Consider the following 21,975-nt stretch of genomic DNA (forward strand, 5'->3'; position numbering starts at 1 on the left):
CCCCCCCCCCCCCCTCCCCCCCCCCCCCCCCCCCCCCCCCCCCCCCCCCCCCCCCCCCCCCCCCCCCCCCCCCCCCCCCCCCCCCCCCCCCCCCCGGGATCCTGAGGGCGGTCTCCTGCCCGTCCTCACGCGCGCCCTCGGGGCGGTCGTGGCAGGTGAAGCCGAGACGCGTCATGGCCCGCACGACCTCGCCGGCGGTGAAGTCACGGGGTCCTGTCGCGTGATGACCTGGCCCACCTGCTTGACGGGATAGCGGCGGCGGCCGATGGTCACGGACGCCGCCGTGACGAGCTCGGGCCTGACGCCCTTCATCGAGGCCGGCACCCCGGTCCTGGTCAGGTCGAACGGTACCGGGCGATGACACAGCGCATGAGGCCTCACAGGGGAGCACGCGAGGGCCGGTACGCCCGGAACCCGGCCGCACTCGTGCCCCCGTCGTCCCCGTCGCACCCGGTCAGATACTCGACCCGGGCACCCGCCGTGGCGGCCAGAGCCACCTCGACGGTCATGTCGTCGCATACCCGAGGCCCGGGCCCTTCGCTGTCGTTCACCACGGACACGGGGGTGGGGCCCGGCCTGCGGTACCGCATCCGCGCCGGCGTCACGGGTGTCTCCTTCGGCAAGGGCTGGTCGCTTGGCGGCCTTCGGCCCCGGCAGGCCGCGGCGGCTTCCGGGAGGCCGACGGGGCTCCGGGGACTGGTCGGGCCTAAGCAGCCGAGTCGTTGCCGGGCCGCCGCTGTGCCCTGCGGCGTACCCCCGCGCCGGCGGGTCGGCCCTGGCCGGTGCGGCCACGGCGGTCCCTGGACGGCGAAGGCGCGCGGCGGGTGCGTTCCACGACAGGGGCGGTGATGACCACAGGGACCCCGGAGGGCGCCTGGGCGCCTGTGATGCGGCTCAGCTCCGCCTCGCCCGAGCGGACCGGGGTGACGCGCGGGGTGATGCCGGCCGAGGCCATCAGCCGGGTCATGCCGTGGCGTTGGCCGGGGGTCACCAGGGTGACGACGCTGCCGGACTCCCCGGCGCGGGCCGTACGCCCGCCACGGTGCAGATAGTCCTTGGGATCGCTGGGCGGATCCACGTTGACGACCAGGTCGATGCTGTCGACGTGGATGCCGCGGGCCGCGACGTTGGTGGCCACCAGGACGGTGACGTGACCGTCCTTGAACTGCGCCAGAGTCCGGTTGCGCTGCGGCTGGGACCGCCCACCGTGCAGGGCCGCGGCGCGGACACCGCTGTTCAGCAGGTGCTTCGTCAGCCGGTCCACGGCGTGCTTGGTGTCCAGGAACATGATGACCCGGCCGTCCCGGGCCGCGATCTCGGTGGTCGTACGCTGCTTGTCCGCGTCGTGCACGTGGAGGACGTGGTGTTCCATCGTGGTGACGGCACCGGCCGACGGGTCGACGGAGTGCACCACCGGGTCGGTCAGGTAGCCGCGGACCAGCAGGTCGATGTTGCGGTCCAGGGTGGCCGAGAACAACATCGTCTGGCCCTCGGGGCGCACCTGGTCGAGCAGGGCGGTGACCTGGGGCAGGAAGCCCATGTCGGTCATCTGGTCGGCCTCGTCGAGCACCGTGACGTCGACGTCGGCGAGTCGGCAGTCGCCCCGGTCGATGAGGTCCCCCAGCCGGCCGGGCGTCGCGACGACCACCTCCGCGCCGGCCCGCAGCGCACCGGCCTGCCTGCCGATGGACATTCCGCCGACGACGGTGGCGAGCCGCAGGTTCACGGAGCGGGCGTAGGGAGCGAGCGCGTCGGTGGTCTGCTGGGCCAGCTCACGGGTGGGGACGAGAATCAGGGCCAGCGGCCGACGCGGCTCGGCACGCCGGCCCGCCGTTCGGGCCAGTACCGCGAGGCCGAAGGCGAGGGTCTTGCCCGAGCCGGTGCGGCCGCGGCCGAGTACGTCACGGCCGGCCAGGGAGTTCGGCAGGGTCGCCGCCTGGATCGGGAACGGTGCGGTCACGCCTTCATGGCCGAGCGTGGCCAGCAACGGCGCCGGCATGGCGAGATCGGCGAACGACTCGACCGCGGGCAACGCGGGCCTGACCGTCTTCGGCAGCGCGAAATCGCCCCCGGCGGGCCGTCGGTTTCCGTATGTGCGATTGGTGCGTGCGCGAGTGGTACGTGTGCGGTTCATGCGGAACCTTCCTCGATGTGGGCACGTATCAAGGAATTTCCGCAGCAGAATGAGTGGCGCAGAATCGCGAGAACGGGCCGGAAAAGACAGGACCGAATCGCCCTGGGAATGAAGCGAGCTGGGGCCCGCACCCCACGGTGCGGGCCCCAGCTGCGAAGTATGCGTCAGTGCCGGTGCGTCAGGCGGGAACGATGTTCTCGGCCGTCGGGCCCTTCTGGCCCTGCGCGATGTCGAACGACACCTTCTGGCCTTCCAGCAGCTCGCGGAAGCCCTGGGTGGCGATGTTCGAGTAGTGGGCGAAGACGTCGGGGCCGCCGCCGTCCTGCTCGATGAAGCCGAAGCCCTTTTCCGCGTTGAACCACTTCACAGTGCCAGTAGCCATGTTGTTTCTCCTTCGGAGGCGGTGTACGGGAACACGCCCTGTGCGCATTCCGTGTCGCCGTGATGATCAGCCGTCGGAAAAACCTTCTGGCAACCACACCTGCAACTGAGTTCGACAGTAGCACGGTGGGATCGGCCTTGTGCGGTCGGAAATTCCGCTCCGCCGGGGGGTCGAAGAATACTCGCCGTACCCCGCACCTATTTCTCATTTCGCGGGCACAGATATTACTCTCCGTGGACGCGGCTTTCCTGGCGTGCGCTTCCGCCTACAGCCCTGTGACCTCCCTCGACGCGTGCGAACCCCTGCTGCGGCGCATGCGAAGCACCAGCACGGAGCCGCCCCGTCCGATGGGCTTCAGATCCCTTTCGTGCGGTGCACCGGTCGCCGAGAAATCAGCGTCGGGCGGCAACCTTCTCGTCCCCTGCGGCAACTGGGAGCCGGAAGGCCGAGTCGAACTACCGGATGGACGGGCATGGGAGCAACGAAGCACGCCGCGCCGCAACCGTGGCGCAGGCGCGGACTGGTCACGGGCATTCCCCTGGCGCTGATGGTCGTCGGTGTGCTGGCGTGCCTGGCCCCGACCGTCCTGACCGGGAGCGGAACCGGTGCCGGGCGGGCAGCCGACGCGCCCGCCGCAGGCGTGCGGGCGGCCGCCCCGTCCGATGCCGGGTCTGCGGCGGGCGGCGGTGCGGGTGCGACGGCGCAGCCGACGGCCTCGGCCAGTCCCACCCGTCCGGGCTCGGCCTCGGCCACGCCGTCGCCTTCGGCCCCTGCGACGGCCTCGGCCACCGGTACCGCGCCCGCGAGCTCCAGGGCGGCGGCCCCGGCCGGAGGGATCGGACCGGGCGTCAGCCACCGGGGGGTCGCCACCGCCTACGCCGCTGGTGACGGCAACGGCTCCTGCCTGTACGGGCCCTCCGACGACCTGATGGTCGCGGCGATGAACGTCACCGACTACGAGTCGGCCAAGGCGTGCGGGGCCTACGTGCTGGTCCGCGCGGCCGGCGGAGCCACCGTCACGGTACGGATCGTCAACGCATGCCCGTGGCCCTGCGCGCCGGGGCAACTCGACCTCAGCCGGCAGGCGTTCGCCAAGCTCGCCGACCCGTCGGTGGGCCGGCTCCGGATCACCTGGTCGCTGCTGAGCCCGGACCTGCCGGGCACGATCGCCATCCGGTACAAGACCGGGTCCACCAAGTGGTGGTGCGGGATCCAGGTGATCGGCCACCGGAACCCGGTGGCCGCGCTGGAGGTGCGAACCGCCGGCGGCTGGCGGCAGCTGGCCCGCACCGACTACAACTACTTCCTGTCCTCCGACGGCACCGGCTGCGGCGGTGCGCTCAGGATCACCGACATCTACGGGCAGCAGCTCACCGTCGACGGCATCGCCGTGCAGCCGGGCGTTGCGCAGCCGACCGGCGTCCAGTTCGCCCGGCATTGACCAGCCCGCCCGGAAGCGCTCACCGGCCCGCAACCGAGCACGACCGCCGTTCGAATCCCGGGCTGGGCACTGTTAGGCTACGCGCCCCATTGTTGTTAAACGCGCAACCAACGCGCACATCATTGCCAGGAGAGGGCGACCGGGGGATGCTCCTCGACGACGCGTCCGCGGAGTTCCACGAATTCTTCGAACGCCACTATGCCGAACTGGCCCGTCTAGCACACCTGCTGACCGGCGAGACCGACGCGGCGGACGATCTCGCGGCGGATGCCCTGGTCGCCCTGTGGCAGCGCTGGGACCGGTTGCGGCAGGCCGACCACCCGCTCGCCTACGCCCGCGGTGTGGTGGCCAACCTGGCGCGCGGACGGATCCGCAGCGCTGTGCGCGAGCGACTGCGGATCACACTGTTCTGGTCCCGCAGCCCCGAGAAGGTGGAGGGGCCGGACATGGCGGCAGTGCTGGACGTCCGCGCGGCGCTCGCCCGGCTGCCGTTCCGCAAGCGGGCCTGCGTGGTGCTGCGGCACGCCTTCGACCTGTCGGAGAAGGACACGGCGGCGGCGCTGGGCATATCGGTCGGTACGGTGAAGAGCCAGACCTCGAAGGGAATGGCCGAGCTGGAAAGGATACTGGGCGCAGGAGCGGTCGGGGACCTGGTGGCAGGGAGGAGGAACCGGTGAACGAGGAGATCGCCCGTCGGCTGCGTGAGGCCGCCGAGGCCCACCGGCCCGACCGTGCGAGGATGCTGGCCCGGGTGCAACGCGGCATGGCCGGCCCCGCCGTCCGCCACCGCGCGCGGCCGTTCGCGAGGTCCGGGACCAGGGTCGCGCTCGCCGGGCTCGCCGCCACCGGCATCCTGGCGACCGGCGGCTTCGCCGTCGCCGCCATCGTCGCGCACTCGTCGCCGTCGGCCACCGTGACCGCGCCTGCCACCCCGTCGCCGACCGCCGCCTCCCCGCACCCGACACCGGCCCGCCCCACCCCTGTCGCGCCGGCCCCGGCCACCACCCCGGGCAGCGCGCACCCGACTCCGCCGGCCACCAGTCCATCGCCGGCCGCCGGCGAGAGCCACAACGGGGCGCTGTCGTCGGCCGGCTCGGTCGACCCGCACAGCACCGTCTACTGGACGCAGAGCAACCTCGTCCTCAAGACGACCCAGCCGCTCACCTCGCTCACGATCGAGATGCGGATCGTGCAGACCGGCGGGGTGAAGAACACCGGCACCTGGCAGACCCTGCCGAGTGCCGACTTCACCGTCACCGCCCAGGAGGCGGGCGGCACGCTGGTCTACCGCTGGGTCCTCAAGCCGGGCCTGACCGTGCCGGCCGGGAGCCATGAGTTCGCCGCCCAGTTCAACAACGGCACCGGCAAGCGCAGTGCCGCGGGCGACGGCTACCGCGTCGACGCGCGGGGTTCGGGCGGCTCCGCGTCGGTCCGGGGAGGGTTCGTCCCGACCCGGTGAACGCCGCACGGCCCGATGGCCGAGCGGATCCGGGCGGGGAAGGTGACGGCGGCCGTGAAAGTTCTTCCCCCGATCGCGGCAACCTTTGTGTGCCTGGCGGCAACTGGCGGGTAACCGTGGCCGGATCAAGGCCCGCTGTGCCAGAAGGACATGCCGTTGTCAGATCGGAACCGCTCTCATCGCCGCCGTCCGGCTACCCGCCGCGTGCTCGCCGCCGCCGTGGTCCTCGCCGCAGCGGGTGCCGCCGTACCCCTGGTCGCTCTGGCCGCACACACGCCGAATGCCCGCACGCCGACCCTGGCCGGTGCAGCGGCCGGCAGCGGCCGCTACTTCGGTACGGCGGTGTCCTCGGGCAGACTCGGCGACTCGGCGTACTCCACCATTCTCGACCGGGAGTTCAACATGATCACCCCGGAGAACGAGATGAAGTGGGACACCACCGAACCCTCCCGCGGGTCGTTCAACTTCGCCCCCGCCGACTCGATCGTCGGCCACGCCTCCGCACACGGGCAGCGGGTGCGCGGCCACACCCTGGTGTGGCACTCGCAGCTGCCCGGCTGGGTCCGCTCCATCACCGACGCAGGCACCCTGCGCAGCGTGATGGACAACCACATCACCACCGAGATGAGCCACTTCAAGGGCAAGATCTACGCCTGGGACGTGGTCAACGAGGCGTTCGCCGACGACGGCAGTGGCCGGCACCGGAGCTCGGTGTTCCAGGACGTGCTGGGCAACGGCTTCATCGAGGAGGCGTTCCGCACCGCGCGGGCCGCCGACCCCTCGGCCAAGCTCTGCTACAACGACTACAACATCGAGAACTGGACCGATGCCAAGACGCAGGGCGTCTACGCGATGGTCAAGGACTTCAAGTCCCGTGGTGTGCCCATCGACTGTGTCGGTTTCCAGAGTCACTTCGGCGCGGGCGGTCCGCCGGCCGGCTACCAGACCACGCTGTCCAAGTTCGCGGCGCTCGGCGTGGACGTCCAGATCACCGAGCTCGACATCGCCCAGGCGTCACCGGCGGCGTACGCGGGCGCCGTCCAGGCATGCATGAACGTCGCCCGCTGCACGGGCACCACGGTGTGGGGCATCCGCGACAGCGACTCCTGGCGCACCGGTGAGAACCCGCTGCTGTTCGGCGCGGGCGGCAACAAGAAGCCCGCCTACAGCGCGGTACTCACCGCCCTGGGCGGCAGCAGCGGGAGGACGCAGGACGGGGGCATCACCTCCGGCACCGTCTACACGCTCTCCGACGTGGCCGCCGGACGCGTTCTCGACGAGCCCGCGGGATACAACGGCAACGGCACCCCGCTCCAGGTGTGGGACGCCAGTGGTGCCTCCAACCAGCAGTGGCGGACCGACCGGAACAGCGACGGCTCCTACACGCTGACCAACGTCGCCAGCGGCCGGGTACTGGACGAGCCGGCCAACCAGACGGGCAACGGGACAAGGCTGCAGGTCTGGGACTCGGGCGGCGGCGCCAACCAGCACTGGCGGGCCGACCGCAACAGCGACGGCTCCTACACACTGACCAACGTCGCCAGCGGCCGGGCGCTGGAGATCCCCGGCGGCCGGACCGCCAACGGCACTCCCGTCCAGATCTGGGACTCGGGCGGCGGCGCCCACCAGCACTGGAACCTCAGGACTTCGACGCCCGCGCCGGGGGACGGCGCGTGTGCTTTGCCGTCGACTTACCGGTGGACGTCGACGGGTGCGCTGGCGCAGCCGGCGAACGGGTGGGCCGCGGTGAAGGACTTCACCGACGTGACGTACAACGGCAAGCACCTGGTCTACGCGTCGAACGTGTCGGGGTCGTCGTACGGCTCGATGATGTTCCGACCCTTCACGAACTGGCCGGACATGGCGTCGGCCGGTCAGACCGGCATGAGCCGGGCCGCGGTGGCGCCCACGCTGTTCTACTTCGCGCCCAAGAAGATCTGGGTGCTGGCGTACCAGTGGGGTGCGTGGCCCTTCATCTACCGCACGTCGAGCGACCCCACCAACCCCGACGGCTGGTCCGCGCCGCAGCCGCTGTTCACCGGCAGCATCCCGGGCGCCGCCCCGATCGACCAGACCCTGATCGCCGACGACCAGAACATGTACCTGTTCTTCGCCGGTGACAACGGCAACATCTACCGGGCGAGCATGCCGATCGGGAACTTCCCGGGCAACTTCGGCTCGTCGTACACGACGGTCATGAGCGACACGGTGAAGAACCTGTTCGAGGCGCCGCAGGTCTACAAGGTGCGGGGCCAGAACCAGTACCTCATGATCGTCGAGGCGCGGGGTGCGAACGAGCAGCGCTACTTCCGCTCGTTCACGGCCCCCAGCCTGAACGGCTCGTGGACCCCGCAGGCCGCCACCGAGAGCAACCCCTTCGCGGGCAAGGCCAACAGCGGTACCACCTGGACCAACGACATCAGCCACGGTGACCTGGTCCGCGACAACCCCGACCAGACCATGACCATCGACCCCTGCCACCTGCAGTTCCTCTACCAGGGCAAGTCCCCCTCCGCGAGCGGCCCCTACGACCAACTGCCCTGGCGTCCGGGCCTCCTCACCCTGCAGCGCTGACCCGCCGCTGGGCCCGGCGAGATGACGAATGCGCCCCCATCGGAGAGATGGGGGCGCATTCGTGCCTTCGCCTACTTGAGCGCTGTACCGCCCGAGTTGTGATAGGCGATCGTCTTGCGGATCAGGTTTCCGCCGTCGGTCTCGGCCGTGGTCTGTTCCTGCTGCCCCGGACCGAACAGCAGCCCGGCGACATGGGCGTTCGCGACCTGGTCCATGTGTCCGAAGAACCAGTCCACCTTGTCGTCCTTGTAATGGTTGAGGGTGTTGTTCTGCGCCATGTTGCCCACGGGGATCTGCCACAGGACCACCGGCTTGCCCACGGACTCGGCCATCGTCTTGTAGAACTGCAGCGCGGCGGCGGCCTTCTGGTCGGTCCAGAAGTGGTCACTGCCGCCGTGGGCCGGCTGTGCGTACCAGCCCGCGTCGCGGTCCGACACATCGGTGGCCAGGAAGTCGGCGTTCTGCGCCCCGAGGTTCGCGTAGTCCTTGACGCAAGCCTGTGTGTTGGTCTGCCAGTCGAAGCAGGAAAGGTGCAGCCCCACGGCGGTGTTCGGCGCGTACTTGTGCGCCATCGAGATCAGGCAGCGGGAGAGTCCGGCGGCACTGTTCTCCTGCGATCCGCAATCCGTCGGATTTGCGGCCGAGACCTGCGCGGCAACCTTGTGCGGATCGCCGAGCGACCGGACGTAGCCCCAGAAGTCGGGCTCAAGGTCGATCGCGTCGTGCGAGGTGCCGATCTTCTGGAGGAAGAAACGGTAGTCGTTCAGGTACCGGGTGAGCAGGTCGGTCCGGTTGATGGCCTGGACCTCGCCCGGGCCGTCGCCCTGGCCTGCCGCGTCCCCGAGGTCGCGCAAGGAGTACCAGGTCCAGAGCATCTTCTGCGGGCGCGGGCTGCCCTTGTACGTCGCCTGGGCCGCCACGGAGTCCCGCCAGGTCACGTAAGTGCCGGGCGCCGTGGTGCTGCCGTTCCAGCAGCCCCACCAGCCCGACCAATCGTCGTGGCAGCGCGCTGCCGTGTAGTGGTCCGACGAGGGCGCGGGCTGGCTGTGCACATAGGCGTACCGCATGTCGAACGGCGCGGCGGCCGCCGAGGCGTCGGACATCGAGCCGCCGATGAGCACCGTGCTGCTCCCCATGAAACGTGTCGTCGAGCTGTCGCCACCGGCCGCGGGAGACGGCGCCGACGACGGCTGAGGGCCGGCACTCCCGGCCGGGACGAGTTGCCACTGCTGATCGGCGCCGCCCCGGTCGCGGTTCTGGACGACGCCGCCCCCGTCGGCCTTGGCGGCGTTGTGTACACCGACAGCCATGCCACTGAAGCGATTGATCAAACGCACCTGGCCGTCCGGCGACTTGGCCAGTTTGAACTGCTGGTTCGTGCCGTTCAGGTCTCGCCACTGCACGATGGCGGAGCCGGCGGTCTTCGACCAGCCGAGGTCGTCCAGCACCTTGCCGGAGTTCCGGTTCTGCAGCCGGTAGTAGCCGTCACCCGCGTCGATGAACCGCCACTGCTGGTTGGCCCCGCCGTGGCGCGCCCACTGCACCACCGCCGCGCCGTCGTTCGTGGCGAAGCCGCGGTCGTCCAGCACCTTGCCGCTGTTGCGGTTGACCAGCACGTACCACTTCTTCAGGTCCAGGGTCTGCTGCGCCGAAGCCTGACTGACCACAACGGCGGAGCCGGCCACGACCACCATGACGAGGCCCGCCCACAGACCCCGACGCGCGAGCAACCGACGGCCACGATGCTTCGGGCGACCGCCGCGGGCGCGGCCGTCGGCGCGGGACGCAACCGACGACGTGGGTGGGCCGGGGACATGCCGGTGCTGTCGTTCAAGGGACATGCCGGTGCTCTCTTTCAGCCGTTGCATCTGACCGGACCACTTGGCCGGACAACACTCAGTGGCCCGAGAGGCCGAAAAGGTTGCCGCGTAGAGCCACGGATTTCTTTTTCCGCCCCGACCGGACAGGGCGACGGACAGGGGAAGGGCCCGACCACCCGGAACACGGCTTTGGCGGCCCGCGACCGTCGTCCAACGGCACGGTTCCTGAACCCGACCAGACGTTTACCGGCCGGCCCGGGCGGTCCCAGGACGGGGGGCAGCACCCACGCGGAGAGCTCCCGGAACCGCCCGGATCAGATCAGTCGGCCAGCCGGTTGACGGCACCGGCGGTGATGCCCTCCATGTAGCCGGGGTCGTCGCTGGGCTGACCGGTGAGTTCGACGATGCCGAACCTGTGGCCGCTGCGGATCACCGCGACGCCGCCGGCAACCTTGCCGTCGCCGCTGAACGCCGGGTACCAACTTCCTTCGCCGGCCTTGACGGTGATCGTGTGCCCCTTGCCGTAGTACCAGTGACCACGCGGCTCGTCCTGGCAGCCGCGCACCAGCTTGTCGAGCTGCTTCGCGTACGAGGCCGCCGATGTGTCGGTGGTACCGTCCGCGACGGATTCGGTCAGCGAGGTGCCTTTGGTGTCGAAGGTCCAGGTCACGTCGGCATAGGCGGCGGCCTTCCCCTTGGTCAGCTCTCGCATCGTGTCCTCGCCGGAGCATGCCGAGAGAGCCTGCTTCCCGGTCAGGTCCACCGTCGCGCGGACCGGGGCCAGGCCCTGCTGGAAGAAGTCGTCACTCTGCATCAGGGCGGCGGAGCCGAGGCCGGGTCCGGCAGGAGCGGCGGCAAGGGCGGTCGCCGACCGGCTCGCAGAAGTCGTGTCCGCGCCGGCGGCGGGAAGCGCGGCGATGCCGACCGCTATCAGGGCGGCACCGACGGAGGCGGCTGTTCCCGCGGTACGACGGTGACGCGCGGACTTCCTGCGGGCTGCCTGGTTGTCGAACATCTCATCTCCTGTCTGGTCGCGACGCGGTTGGCGTCGTCGTACATCTGGGAGATGCCGGAGGTGCGGGAGATGTTGGATGGCGATCCACCACGATCGATGTGACCCGCGTCACGTCCACTGGTGGGGCGGGGGTGGTCTCAGAGCCGTGTCACGGCCGCACGGACGATCCGCGTCACCGCAGCCGTGTCCAGGCAGGCATCGATCTCCAGGACCCCGTAGTGCGAGCCGTTGCGGAGTATGGCGACGCCTCCACACGGCTCCTTGCCTCGTGGCGCGGTCCCTGTGGTGTTCAGGTCGCCGCCGTAGATACCCATCCAACTCGCGGTGATGTCCGCGGCGACGTCGATCGTGTGCGTCGGCCCGTAGATCCAGTGGGTGGCGGGCTCGCTCTGGCACGGCACTTCCTCCAACAGCAGGCGCTGCGCGTAGTTCTGGGCCAGCGCGCGGCTCCCGGCGTCGTCGGCGACCTCGCGTGCGACCTGATCGTCGATGTTCGCCGCCTCGGTGGGGTCGCCCTGGCCTGTGTCCTTGCTCGTCAGCAACCCGCGGAAGTGCGCGTCGTACGATCCCAGCGTCTCGCCGAGGGTCTTCTCGCCGGCGCAGGTCGCGTTGGCGTAGTTGCCGTCTCCGACGCGATCCCGCACGTAGATGCGCTTGGAGAGACCGACCTTCCTGAACTCGGCCGCTGTCAGCAGGTGCCGGGTCGTCATGGGTCCGCTCGCGGGCCTCGGTGCCGGAGAGCCGTTGCCCGGCGTCACCTTCGGGGTGGTCGGCGTCACCTTCGGGGTGGCCGGAGCGGAGGGCGCGGGCAGGACGAACCGGCCGGTCAGCAGGCCGAGTCCGATGGCTACCGCCAGGATGACGGCGATCGTCCGAGGACGCACGGCAGCACCTCCCGGCCCGCGGTCGAGCTGATGCCGGGTGGGAGCGGGAAGCAGGGGCGTCTCAGAGGCCACCGCCGAGGCGGTCCCGCATGAAGCGACGGGCCTGGTGGATGCGGTCCTTGACCGTGCCCAGAGGAGCGTCGGTGATCTCGGCGACCTGAAGATAGGTCAGGTCTCCGAGGTCGCGGAGCACGAAGGACTCCACCAGGGCCGGGTGCCGCTCCTCCAGCGCGGCCAGCGACTCCATCAGGTCCAGGCGGGTCCCGGCGATGACGCTCGTCGTCCGTGGGTCGACACCGTCGGGAACGACGGCATGGCTGTCCTCCGCGCGCCGGCGCATCGAGCGGTACGTGGACCTGGCGGCGTTCGAGGCGATCACGGTCACCCAGCCGAGGAACGAGCCCCGCCCCGTGTACTCGTGCAGATGGGTGCTGATGGACAACAGGGCGTCCTGCGCGGCCTCCTCGGCGTCGGCGTGGTGCGGAAGAAACCGGGAGCAGCGGCGCATCACGGTGGGCCTGAGCCTTACGAGGAGGCGGTCCAGGGACGCCCGGTCACCTGCCTGGGCAGACGCCACGAGGTGCGTCAGCTCATCCTCCTCGAGCACCGTGCTGTCCCCCCGCTATCGTCCGACCTGGACCCCACTGGGTCGCACGGAAGTGCCCGACTACCGCCGGCCACATCCGCCACATCGCCCCGGAAAAATGTTGCCACATGCAGAAGCTAGGCCGTTATCTCCTTGAGGACCGGCTGGGAGCCGGTTCGTTCGCCACCGTCTGGAAGGCGTACGACCCCGAGCTCGACACCGATGTCGCGGTCAAGGTGCTGGCCGACAACTGGGCGTCGAACGCCGATGTACGACAGCGCTTCCTGGCGGAGGCGAGGCTGCTCCGCAGGATTTCCAGCCCCCGTGTCGTGCGCGTGCACGACGTCGGCGTCCAGGACGACCGGCCGTACTTCGTCATGGACTACGTCCGGGGCGGCACGCTGGCCGAGAAGACAGGGCACTGCCGTCCCGCGGAGGCGCTCCGGCTCGCGGCCGAGGCCGGGTACGCGGTTCAGGTGCTCCATGACGCGGGCGTCATCCACCGCGACATCAAGCCGTCGAACCTCCTGCTCGACGCCGGCCGCACGCCTGCCGCCGTACTCGTCGCGGACCTCGGCAGCGCGAAGCAACTGGCCGACGCGTCGGGGCTGACGGTCACCACCGGCACCCCCGCGTACATGGCGCCCGAACAGGCCTTCCAGACGGGCGGGTTCGACGGCAGGGCCGATGTGTACGCCCTCGGTGTCGTCGCGTTCGAGTTGTTGACCGGACGCAAGCCGTTCGGGTCGGGCGGTCGCACAGTCCTTGTGACGCAGCAGGCGTCGACGACGTCGTTGCCGTCCCTTCCCAGGGAGCTGGGGGTTCCGGACGGCATCGAAACACTGCTTCGCGCTGCGCTGTCCGTTGAACCTGACGAACGACCGCAGACCGCGCAGGCGTTCGCGGACACGCTGCTGTCACGGGAGCAAGAGGAGTGGGCGCCGGTCAGGTCTTCAGGTCCGACGCGCCTGATGGTCTGGCTCGCGGCGGTCGTCGTGTACCTGATGACAGCGGTGCTGACCTGGTTGTCCCGCTGAACCTTCGGCCCGCTGCGGAGACCTTGCTGTCCGCGGTGCACCGCTGGGCGAGCGGGCGCACCGGCCGCGCCCGCAGCGCGACGTACCGTGATCAGGGCCCCCGGCGGGGTGGCGCGACTCCTCGGCCCGCCGAGGGGACAACAAAACCCCAGGCCGCTGACCTGGGGATCCAGGTGGTGCGCGGCACTGTACGAACGACCTGGACGCCAGGGGCCGCGTCTGCTCGGCTCTGCCTGGGTCGATGGTGTGCGGGAAGGGAGTTCCACGCACTCACCCCAGCGGAACCGCGGTCGGCCACGGCGCCCCCTCCATCCCGCCTGTGCCGCCGCCTCTCGAGCTTGACAGTGCCCATATCGCTTATCGATAGTATCGATAAGCGATATGGGCGCTACGAGCGGCAGGGGGAACCGTGGGTACGAAGTCTTGGTGGAGCCGGACCGACAATCGGCTGCTGGAGGCGGCTCTGGGCTTGGCGGCTCTGCTTGCCGGTGTCTTCGGGGCGCTGCTCCCGGTCCTCGGAGTGGTCGGTCTCATCGACCCGGTGGACACTCGCGAGGTCGAGGTCGAGACCACGACCCGGGTGCCTGGCAACGTGACTGACGGGATGGCGGGCCATGGCTTGGCCCTCACCGGCACCCACCAGGCCGACCTTGTCTTCGCCCACCCCGACCTGGCTCAGCGCCTGTTGCTCGCGCTGCCGGACGTCATCGGCAGCCTGCTTCTGCTCCTCGTCCTGGCCCTCCTTTTCCAGATGGCCAGGACCCTGCGCGGCGGCGACGTCTTCGTGCCGAGCAACGCCCGCCGTCTGAGCGCCATCGGGCTCACGGTGCTGGTGCAGGCGGTCCTCTCCCCGGTCCTGCCGGCGCTCACCACGGCGGCTCTGGTGAGCGGCACGGCCATGGCTGATCAGATCCCCTCCTCGATCACCTTCACCGGCGAGTACGTCCTGCTCGCCTTCCTCATCCTGGCCCTGGGCGAGGTGTTCCGGCGTGGTACGAAGCTCCGCGCCGACACCGAGGGGTTGGTCTGATGCCGTCAGAGGAGGAGCACCGGGTTCAGGTCCACCTGGACCGGCTGCTGGCCGAGCGCGGCATGACCTTGTCCGAACTGGCGGCCAGGGTCGGGGTGACGGTGGTCAACCTCTCCGTCCTGAAGAACGACCGGGCGAAGGCGATCCGCTTCTCCACCCTCACTGCGATCTGCCGCGAATTGAACTGCCAGCCCGGCGACCTGCTCAGCGTCCGCGAGGACTGACCCCGGTCATCGGCATGGCCGACGTTCCGTGCGAGAGCGCCGGGTGCCGCCTCCTAACGGGGTGGCCCTCGCTGCAACCTGCCTATAACTGCGTGACCTGGACAAGGGATTACTCATGGAGATGACCTCTGGCCGGCGGCTGGCACAGGTTGCTGTGATCGCTGTCTGTGCTGCCGCTCTTGCGGCGTGCGGGACTTCCTCGCGTTCCTACAACGTGTCGGGAGCTCCGGGGGGTGCCAGTGCGGCGTGCTCCAGTCTGGTGAACAAGGCGCCGGAGAAGCTGGGTGGCCATGAGCGCAACGATTCCGGTCCGAAGGGAACTGCCGTGTGGGGGGACGGTGATGTCATTCTCCGGTGCGGGAACATCTCGGACGTTCCGGAGTCGTCTCCATGCACGTCGGTGAAGGGGGTCGACTGGGTCGTGAATGAGAAGAAGACCCACGACGGGGTGAAGACCGTGCTGTCGTATGGTCGTAGCCCTGCAGCCGAGGTCGCGATGTCGGAGCGTATCAAGGACAAGAACGCCGTGATCGGTGAAGTATCCGGGGCCGTGTCGGGGCTCGCGAGGCAGAAGGCGTGTGCGAAGCAGGGCTGAGCGTTTGCGGCCTGGACCCCTATGAGCCCTGGAGGGCAGGGTGAGACCTGGTGGCCGTGGGTTCAAATCCCACACCCACCGCGCAGGTGAACGGCCCCTGATCAGGCCATACGGTCAGGGGCCGTCGCTGATGTTCCTCAACTGTGCTTCACCACGCGCGGACCAGCCTGGTTTCTCACAGACTAATTACGAGCCACATCAGCGCGATGCACAGAAGCCCAATGGCGATCCATATCGCGATCTTCCGCGAGTAACTCCTGCGCTTCGCAAGGTCGAACGGCGAGACGTTCTTGCGGTCGTGCCAGGCAGTATTCGCGAGCCCAATGCAGAAATAAGCGGCGAGCGCGAGCACAAAACCGATGCACCAAAACAGGATTCTCACTGTTATTCCGATCTCTTCCGGGATGGATATTCCTGTCGATAAACCCAGTTGCTGACACCCGATAAGACGCGATCATCTCATTCGCACCCGCCCACCACTCAACACTGCTTCGCAGATGGGCGCCTGCGCCGGTACCTAACCCACCACCGCTCACCAGGGGAAGGGCTGTAAACTTTCAGCCAGGCCTCCATCCCACCAGCTCTGGGGTCTGGCCTCATCCCTATCAGGTCGATCACGGGCCAGCTGTCGTGCGGGCAGTGTCAGGTGACCAGGAAGTACAGCGGTCGCCTTGTACCGCAGAGGTCCGGCCGCGTTCGCCGTTGTTGGTGTCGGTCGCTGATGTCACACACCAGCTGACCGCTTCGGCGTCGAACTGCACTGGTGGCTGCTCCTTCAGCCACGCCGCCTTGTTGCGCTCGTAGTCGATCTCGGAGAAACCGCAGACTTCGCGACTGCAGGCCTCCACCTCGCCCCGTGCGGCACCGTCGTGCGCACCACATGGAGAAGCCCACCGGAAGCTGATCACGGCCTTATGGTGCGGTTGTGGTGCGCGGGCCACCCACCGGTCTAGACAACAAAGAACCCCCGGGTCCCTGACCTGGGGGTTTCTCATGGAGCGGGTGACGAGAATCGAACTCGCGCTCTCAGCTTGGGAAGCTGATGTTCTACCATTAAACTACACCCGCGTAAGTACGGACATGACCCTCGTGGAGCCGGTGTCCGGACGCTTGCTCACTGTACATCATCGCAGACCCCTGGCGTCGAGGCCCCGGGGTCTGAGTCCGTTTCAGGGGCGGGATCCGGCTGCGGCGGGGCGGAGTTGGGGCGTACCGTGGAGGCCTGGGGGAGGCGTCCGGCGGGGCCGGAGTGCCGCCTGGAGAGTCGTCTCTTTGATCCCGTAATGTGGCTTTTGTCGTCAGGGTGGTACGCCCGACGAGGGTCTTGGGGAAGGGACTTGAGGGACTTGATGGAACGCACCGTCGTCCGCTGCGCGGACGGGCACGTCTTCAGCACCGCTTCGTTCCCGATGCAGCAGGCCGACCGGCTCGGCCCCCGCCGGCTCATGAGGTGCCCCCGGTGCGCCCGGCTCCGCAGTGTGGTGCCGGTCGCTCTGGAAAAGCGGTAGAAGCGGTAAGAGAGGGACGTGCTGCGGACGGCGACAGGCGTCGCAGCGGTAACACGGACAGCAGCGGTGAACACACGCCGCAGCGGTAACCCAGGCGCGCGGAGTCGTCACGATTGTCACGGCTCCGCGCGCCTTGCGTATCCTCGCTACGTGCTTCTCTCAGACAAGGACATCCGGGCCGAGATCGACGCCGGGCGGGTACGGATCGATCCCTACGACGAATCCATGGTGCAGCCGTCGAGCATCGACGTACGGCTGGACCGGTACTTCCGGGTGTTCGAGAACCACCGGTACCCGCACATCGACCCCTCCGTCGAGCAGGCCGATCTGACGCGGCTCGTGGAACCGGAGGGGGACGAGCCGTTCATCCTGCACCCCGGGGAGTTCGTGCTGGCCTCGACGTACGAGGTCATCACCCTTCCCGACGACCTCGCCTCGCGGCTCGAGGGGAAGTCCTCGCTCGGGCGGCTCGGGCTGGTCACGCACTCCACCGCCGGGTTCATCGACCCCGGATTCAGCGGGCATGTCACCCTTGAGCTGTCCAACCTGGCCACGCTTCCGATCAAGCTCTGGCCGGGGATGAAGATCGGCCAGCTGTGCATGTTCCGGCTGACCTCGCCCGCCGAGTTCCCGTACGGCAGCGAGCGCTACGGCTCCCGGTACCAGGGCCAGCGTGGGCCGACCGCCTCGCGCTCCTTCGTCAATTTCCACCGGACCCAGGTGTGAGGACAGCCACAGACATGAGTGATGTTCGGGAGAACCTGACCTACGAGCGGTTCGGCCGCGCCATCCGCGAGCTCGCGCAGACCATCGCCGACGACGGGTACGAGCCGGACATCGTGCTCAGCATCGCGCGGGGCGGCGTGTTCGTCGCCGGTGGGCTCGCCTATGCCCTCGACTGCAAGAACATCCACCTGGTGAACGTCGAGTTCTACACCGGTGTGGGCACCACGCTGGAAATGCCCGTCATGCTCGCGCCCGTCCCCAACGTGATCGACTTCTCCGACAAGAAGGTGCTGATCACCGATGACGTCGCCGACACCGGCAAGACGCTGAAGCTCGTGCGCGACTTCTGCCTGGACACCGTCGCCGAGGTGCGCTCCGCGGTGATCTATGAGAAGTCCCACTCGCTCGTGAAGTGCGAGTACGTCTGGAAGCGGACCGACGAGTGGATCAACTTCCCGTGGAGCGTCGAGCCGCCCGTCGTGACGCGGGCGGGGCAGGTCCTCGACGCCTGAGAACCCCGGAGTCCGAGAGCCCGGACAGGGGAGAGGCCCCCGGCTGCAGCGCCGGGGGCCTCTCCCATGCCGGTGGCGGGCCGCTAGAACGTACCCAGTTTCACGATCGACAGCAGCGCGACCAGCTGGATCGCCGACGCGCCCAGCGCCTTCGGCCAGGGCAGGTCGTGGGAGCGGGAGACCATCAGGGTCAGCAGGGCGCCCGCGCCGATCCAGGTGGCCCAGCCGAGGAGCTGGACGAAGCTCGCGTCGCCGCCGAAGAACATGGCGAAGACCAGGCGGGGCGCGTCCGTGAGGGCCGTGATCAGCATGGACAGGCCGACCGTCGGCTGCCAGGCGCCGTCGCCGCCGAGCTGGCGGGCCAGGGTGTGGGTGACCACGCCCAGGACGAACATGCTCAGCACCATCACGATCGCCGTGATCAGCACGATCGGGATCGCGTTGGAGAGCGTGGCGTTGATCGCGTCCTTGCGGGCGCCGTCGAAGCCGAAGACGGCGAGCAGGCCGTAGAGGAAGGTGACGATGAGGGCGGGGGTCCACATCGTGTAGTCCCGCATGCGCAGGAAGGTCTGGTTGGGGGCAAGGACTATCCCCTTCAGCAGCTCCTTCCAGTGCAGGGGCGGGCCGAGCGGGGCGGCGGGTGCGGCGGCGGAGCCGGCGTGGTAGGTCGCGCCCTGGGTGTAGCCGGCGGCCTCGTCGACCGAGAACGCCTGGGTGTGGCCCGGGTTGTTGGCCGCGTACGGGTCGTGGCCCGCGCCGCCGCCCGGGTAGCCGCCGTCGTCCCCGAAGTACTCCGGCCCGTCGTCGGCCGGGCCCGGGTAGCCGTACGCCTGGCCCTGCCGGCCGTACGGCTGCCCCTGGCGGGGGTACGACGGCTGCTGCCCCTGCCGGGGGTGCGCCGGCTGGGGGTAGGGCCGCTGCGGCGGCTGCGGGTAGCCGTACGAGGGCCCCGAGGGCTGCCCGTACGACGGTCCCGCGGGCTGCCCCTGCTGCGGTCCGGGCCGGCCGTACGACGGTCCCTGCGGCGCCTGCTGTCCTTGGGGGGTGCGGTTGTCCCGGCCCCCGCGTCCGATCCTGAATCCAGCCACGTCATCGAACGTACCTGGTCCCGGAGAGTGACGTGCGGGCCCGGGGCGTCCGGGCCCGGCTTTGCTGCCGACCTGTGACATCCCCTAAGGGACCGTCAGCGAGGCGACCAGGGAGCCGTCAGGGGTTTCCCCCGGTTTCCGGCACGGTCAGCGCGCGCAGCGCCACTCGGCGCCCGGGTGTGTGTGCCGGATGCGCGGGGGTGGGCCAGGATGGGCCCATGAGCGTAGTGAAGATCAATGTGCTGACCGTTCCCGCCGAGCAGCGGGAGGTGCTGGAGAAGCGGTTCGCCTCGCGGGCCCACGCCGTGGAGAACTCCGACGGCTTCGAGTGGTTCGAGCTGCTGCGGCCCGTCGAGGGCACCGACACGTACCTCGTGTACACGCGCTGGCGCGACGAGGCGTCGTTCCAGGCGTGGATGGAGGGCCCGATGAAGGCCGCGCACCAGGGCGGCGCGGAGGGCGAACGGCCGAAGCCGGCGGCCTCCGGCTCCACGCTGTGGTCCTTCGAGGTGGTCCAGCAGGCGGGACCGAAGAGCGCGTAGCCGCCGCGCCGGGTCCCACCCGCCCGCGCGGCCCGGTTCGGCGGTCGGCTGGGCCGGAACGTGACGGCGCCCCCTGCCTGTGCGTTGCAGGGGGCGCCGTACGGGTGTGAGCCGCTGTTACTTGACCGGCTCGGGCTCCGGCTCGCTCTCGGTCTCCGGCTCGCCCGCCGGGTCGACCGGCGTCCTGACGGAGTCGAGGAGCAGCTGGGCGACGTCCACGACCTGGATGGACTCCTTGGCCTTGCCGTCGTTCTTCTTGCCGTTCACCGAGTCCGTGAGCATGACCAGGCAGAACGGGCAGGCGGTGGAGACGATGTCCGGGTTCAGGGAGAGGGCCTCGTCGACGCGCTCGTTGTTGATGCGCTTGCCGATGCGCTCCTCCATCCACATCCGGGCGCCGCCGGCGCCGCAGCAGAAGCCGCGCTCCTTGTGGCGGTGCATCTCCTCGTTGCGCAGGCCCGGGACCTTGCCGATGATCTCGCGCGGGGGCGTGTAGATCTTGTTGTGGCGGCCCAGGTAGCACGGGTCGTGGTAGGTGATGATGCCCTCGACCGGCGTGACGGGGACCAGCTTGCCCTCGTCGACCAGGTGCTGCAGCAGCTGGGTGTGGTGGATGACCTCGTAGTCGCCGCCGAGCTGCGGGTACTCGTTGCCGAGCGTGTTCAGGCAGTGCGGGCAGGTGGCGACGATCTTCTTCGCGGACTTCGGCTTCTTCGTCGACTCGTCCTCGTCGTCCTCGCCGAAGGCCATGTTCAGGGCCGCGACGTTCTCCATGCCGAGCTCCTGGAACAGGGGCTCGTTGCCGAGGCGGCGGGCGGAGTCACCGGTGCACTTCTCGTCGCCGCCCATGATCGCGAACTTGACGCCCGCGATGTGCAGCAGCTCGGCGAAGGCCTTCGTCGTCTTCTTGGCGCGGTCCTCGAGGGCACCCGCGCAGCCGACCCAGTACAGGTACTCGACCTCGGTGAGGTCCTCGATGTCCTTGCCGACGACCGGGACCTCGAAGTCGACCTCCTTGGTCCACTCCAGGCGCTGCTTCTTGGCCAGGCCCCAGGGGTTGCCCTTCTTCTCCAGGTTCTTGAGCATCGTGCCCGCCTCGGAGGGGAAGGCACTCTCGATCATGACCTGGTAGCGGCGCATGTCGACGATGTGGTCGACGTGCTCGATGTCCACCGGGCACTGCTCCACGCAGGCGCCGCAGGTGGTGCAGGACCACAGGACGTCCGGGTCGATGACGCCGTTCTCCTCGGCGGTGCCGATCAGCGGGCGCTCGGCCTCGGCGAGAGCGGCGGCGGGGACGCCGGCCAGCTGCTCCTCGGACGCCTTCTCCTCGCCCTCCATGGTCTTGCCGCCGCCCGCGAGCAGGTACGGCGCCTTGGCGTGCGCATGGTCCCGCAGGGACATGATCAGCAGCTTCGGGGAGAGCGGCTTGCCCGTGTTCCAGGCGGGGCACTGCGACTGGCAGCGGCCGCACTCGGTGCAGGTGGAGAAGTCCAGCAGGCCCTTCCAGGAGAACTGCTCGACCTGGGAGACACCGAAGACGTCGTCGTCGCCGGGGTCGGTGAAGTCGATCTGCTTGCCGCCGGAGGTCATCGGCAGCAGGGCGCCGAGGGAGGTCTCACCGGTGGCGTTGCGCTTGAAGAAGATGTTCGGGAAGGCCAGGAAGCGGTGCCAGGCCACGCCCATGTCGGTCTTCAGGGCGACCGTGATCATCCAGATGAACGAGGTCGCGATCTTCAGGCCGGCGAAGAAGTAGGTGAGGTTCTGCAGCGTGCCGACGCTCAGGCCCTTCAGCCCCGCCACGACCGGGTACGAGATGAAGAACGAGGCCTCGTAGCCGTCCACGTGGTGCTGGGCGCCCTCCAGCGCGTGCAGCATGAAGATGCAGACGCCGACGATGAGGATGACGGCCTCGACGAAGTACGCCTGGCCGAAGTTGGAGCCGGCGAAGCGGGACTTGCGGCCGGGCTTGCGCGGGTGGCTCAGCTGGCGGACCGCGATCAGGACGAGGATGCCGACGACCGTCATCGTGCCGATGAACTCGACGTAGATGTTGTACGGCGCCCACTCGCCGATGACCGGCAGGATCCAGTCCGCCTTGAACAGCTGCCCGATCGCGTTGACGATCGTCAGCAGCAGCGTGAAGAAGCCCACCGCCACGAACCAGTGCGCCACACCGACGACGCCCCAGCGGTTCATCCGGGTGTGGCCGAGGAACTCCCTGACCACGGTGAGGGTGCGCTGTGCGGGGTCGTTGGTCCGTGTCCCGGCCGGTACCGACTGGCCCAGCCGCATGAAGTTGAAGATCTGGAGGAGGGCGCGGCCGAACAGTGCCACGCCGACCACGATCAGGACCAGCGACACGATGATCGCGGCGAGTTGCATTGGGGCTCCTGGGGCGGCCTCGAAACCGAGCGA

At 69.3% G+C, this 21,975-nt stretch carries 20 protein-coding genes, 1 tRNA gene and 2 pseudogenes; 11 read left to right on the forward strand and 12 right to left on the reverse strand.

What is annotated here, in order from left to right; genetic code table 11:
• Positions 1-136 precede the first annotated feature (136 nt).
• From ACZ7HQ_RS35240 to ACZ7HQ_RS35255, 4 genes and pseudogenes are all read right to left on the reverse strand, one after another.
• Positions 137-371: pseudogene (locus ACZ7HQ_RS35240) on the reverse strand (SCO5918 family protein); the annotation flags it as partial.
• Positions 372-377: 6 nt separating this feature from the next.
• Positions 378-605 carry a CBS domain-containing protein gene (locus tag ACZ7HQ_RS35245; protein ID WP_470998960.1) on the reverse strand — a complete coding sequence of 76 codons (228 nt, stop codon included), beginning with the start codon at positions 603-605 and terminating at the stop codon, positions 378-380.
• Between the two features lie 101 nt (positions 606-706).
• Positions 707-2,134 carry a DEAD/DEAH box helicase gene (locus ACZ7HQ_RS35250; protein WP_470998962.1) on the reverse strand — a complete coding sequence of 476 codons (1,428 nt, stop codon included), beginning with the start codon at positions 2,132-2,134 and terminating at the stop codon, positions 707-709.
• 178 nt (positions 2,135-2,312) lie between these two features.
• Positions 2,313-2,516 carry a cold-shock protein gene (locus ACZ7HQ_RS35255; protein ID WP_030648194.1) on the reverse strand — a complete coding sequence of 68 codons (204 nt, stop codon included), beginning with the start codon at positions 2,514-2,516 and terminating at the stop codon, positions 2,313-2,315.
• A 472-nt stretch (positions 2,517-2,988) separates the two neighbouring features.
• Between ACZ7HQ_RS35255 and ACZ7HQ_RS35260 the strand changes: the two genes are divergently transcribed.
• From ACZ7HQ_RS35260 to ACZ7HQ_RS35275, 4 genes are all read left to right on the forward strand, one after another.
• A complete protein-coding gene (locus ACZ7HQ_RS35260; protein ID WP_470998965.1) occupies positions 2,989-3,957 on the forward strand; it encodes an expansin EXLX1 family cellulose-binding protein in 969 nt (322 codons plus the stop codon).
• Between the two features lie 146 nt (positions 3,958-4,103).
• Complete coding sequence (locus ACZ7HQ_RS35265) at positions 4,104-4,634, forward strand: SigE family RNA polymerase sigma factor (protein WP_470998967.1); 531 nt, start codon at positions 4,104-4,106, stop codon at positions 4,632-4,634.
• Positions 4,631-5,416 (forward strand): hypothetical protein, encoded by a 786-nt coding sequence (locus tag ACZ7HQ_RS35270; RefSeq protein ID WP_470998969.1) that lies wholly within the window; start codon positions 4,631-4,633, stop codon positions 5,414-5,416. Before ACZ7HQ_RS35265 ends, ACZ7HQ_RS35270 begins: the two co-directional genes overlap by 4 nt.
• Before the next feature lie 150 nt (positions 5,417-5,566).
• Positions 5,567-7,990 carry a non-reducing end alpha-L-arabinofuranosidase family hydrolase gene (locus ACZ7HQ_RS35275; protein ID WP_470998971.1) on the forward strand — a complete coding sequence of 808 codons (2,424 nt, stop codon included), beginning with the start codon at positions 5,567-5,569 and terminating at the stop codon, positions 7,988-7,990.
• 71 nt (positions 7,991-8,061) lie between these two features.
• On the opposite strand, the gene ACZ7HQ_RS35280 is transcribed toward ACZ7HQ_RS35275, so the two are convergent.
• The 4 genes from ACZ7HQ_RS35280 to ACZ7HQ_RS35295 all read right to left on the reverse strand — a co-directional run bounded on the left by ACZ7HQ_RS35280 (position 8,062) and on the right by ACZ7HQ_RS35295 (position 12,316).
• A complete protein-coding gene (locus ACZ7HQ_RS35280) occupies positions 8,062-9,684 on the reverse strand; it encodes an RICIN domain-containing protein (RefSeq protein WP_470999183.1) in 1,623 nt (540 codons plus the stop codon).
• Positions 9,685-10,129: 445 nt separating this feature from the next.
• On the reverse strand, positions 10,130-10,825 hold the full coding sequence (locus ACZ7HQ_RS35285; RefSeq protein ID WP_470998973.1) for a hypothetical protein: 696 nt from the start codon (positions 10,823-10,825) through the stop codon (positions 10,130-10,132).
• A gap of 137 nt (positions 10,826-10,962) precedes the next feature.
• Positions 10,963-11,709, reverse strand: a complete 747-nt coding sequence (locus tag ACZ7HQ_RS35290; protein ID WP_470998975.1) for a hypothetical protein — start codon at positions 11,707-11,709, stop codon at positions 10,963-10,965.
• A 61-nt stretch (positions 11,710-11,770) separates the two neighbouring features.
• Positions 11,771-12,316, reverse strand: a complete 546-nt coding sequence (locus ACZ7HQ_RS35295) for an RNA polymerase sigma factor (RefSeq protein ID WP_451354961.1) — start codon at positions 12,314-12,316, stop codon at positions 11,771-11,773.
• A 107-nt stretch (positions 12,317-12,423) separates the two neighbouring features.
• Between ACZ7HQ_RS35295 and ACZ7HQ_RS35300 the strand changes: the two genes are divergently transcribed.
• The 4 genes from ACZ7HQ_RS35300 to ACZ7HQ_RS35315 all read left to right on the forward strand — a co-directional run bounded on the left by ACZ7HQ_RS35300 (position 12,424) and on the right by ACZ7HQ_RS35315 (position 15,181).
• Positions 12,424-13,332, forward strand: coding sequence for a serine/threonine-protein kinase (locus ACZ7HQ_RS35300; protein ID WP_470998977.1), 909 nt, complete (start codon positions 12,424-12,426; stop codon positions 13,330-13,332).
• 409 nt (positions 13,333-13,741) lie between these two features.
• A complete protein-coding gene (locus ACZ7HQ_RS35305) occupies positions 13,742-14,362 on the forward strand; it encodes a DUF2975 domain-containing protein (protein ID WP_470998979.1) in 621 nt (206 codons plus the stop codon).
• On the forward strand, positions 14,362-14,586 hold the full coding sequence (locus ACZ7HQ_RS35310; protein WP_030938482.1) for a helix-turn-helix domain-containing protein: 225 nt from the start codon (positions 14,362-14,364) through the stop codon (positions 14,584-14,586). Before ACZ7HQ_RS35305 ends, ACZ7HQ_RS35310 begins: the two co-directional genes overlap by 1 nt.
• 115 nt (positions 14,587-14,701) lie before the next feature.
• Positions 14,702-15,181: a DUF3515 family protein gene (locus tag ACZ7HQ_RS35315; RefSeq protein ID WP_470998981.1), complete on the forward strand. Its 480-nt coding sequence runs from the start codon at positions 14,702-14,704 to the stop codon at positions 15,179-15,181.
• A 737-nt stretch (positions 15,182-15,918) separates the two neighbouring features.
• On the opposite strand, the pseudogene ACZ7HQ_RS35320 reads toward ACZ7HQ_RS35315, so the two are convergent.
• Positions 15,919-16,044 (reverse strand): annotated as a pseudogene (locus tag ACZ7HQ_RS35320) (DUF1152 domain-containing protein); the annotation flags it as partial.
• 131 nt (positions 16,045-16,175) lie between these two features.
• Positions 16,176-16,249: transfer RNA gene (locus tag ACZ7HQ_RS35325), tRNA-Gly, on the reverse strand.
• A gap of 590 nt (positions 16,250-16,839) precedes the next feature.
• Between ACZ7HQ_RS35325 and dcd the strand changes: the two genes are divergently transcribed.
• Positions 16,840-17,415, forward strand: a complete 576-nt coding sequence (dcd, locus tag ACZ7HQ_RS35330; protein ID WP_470998983.1) for a dCTP deaminase — start codon at positions 16,840-16,842, stop codon at positions 17,413-17,415.
• Positions 17,416-17,429: 14 nt separating this feature from the next.
• Positions 17,430-17,927, forward strand: a complete 498-nt coding sequence (locus ACZ7HQ_RS35335) for a phosphoribosyltransferase (RefSeq protein ID WP_470998985.1) — start codon at positions 17,430-17,432, stop codon at positions 17,925-17,927.
• An 83-nt stretch (positions 17,928-18,010) separates the two neighbouring features.
• Here ACZ7HQ_RS35335 and ACZ7HQ_RS35340 read toward each other — a convergent pair whose 3' ends face one another.
• Complete coding sequence (locus tag ACZ7HQ_RS35340) at positions 18,011-19,096, reverse strand: Yip1 family protein (protein ID WP_470998987.1); 1,086 nt, start codon at positions 19,094-19,096, stop codon at positions 18,011-18,013.
• A gap of 137 nt (positions 19,097-19,233) precedes the next feature.
• Here ACZ7HQ_RS35340 and ACZ7HQ_RS35345 point away from each other — a divergent pair, with 137 nt between their 5' ends.
• A complete protein-coding gene (locus ACZ7HQ_RS35345) occupies positions 19,234-19,557 on the forward strand; it encodes an antibiotic biosynthesis monooxygenase family protein (protein ID WP_470998989.1) in 324 nt (107 codons plus the stop codon).
• Positions 19,558-19,674: 117 nt separating this feature from the next.
• Here the strand turns inward: ACZ7HQ_RS35345 and ACZ7HQ_RS35350 are convergent, their stop codons facing one another.
• On the reverse strand, positions 19,675-21,942 hold the full coding sequence (locus tag ACZ7HQ_RS35350) for a (Fe-S)-binding protein (protein ID WP_470998991.1): 2,268 nt from the start codon (positions 21,940-21,942) through the stop codon (positions 19,675-19,677).
• Between the last annotated feature and the right edge of the window lie 33 nt (positions 21,943-21,975).

This window comes from Streptomyces sp. NPDC037290 (genome assembly GCF_055603245.1).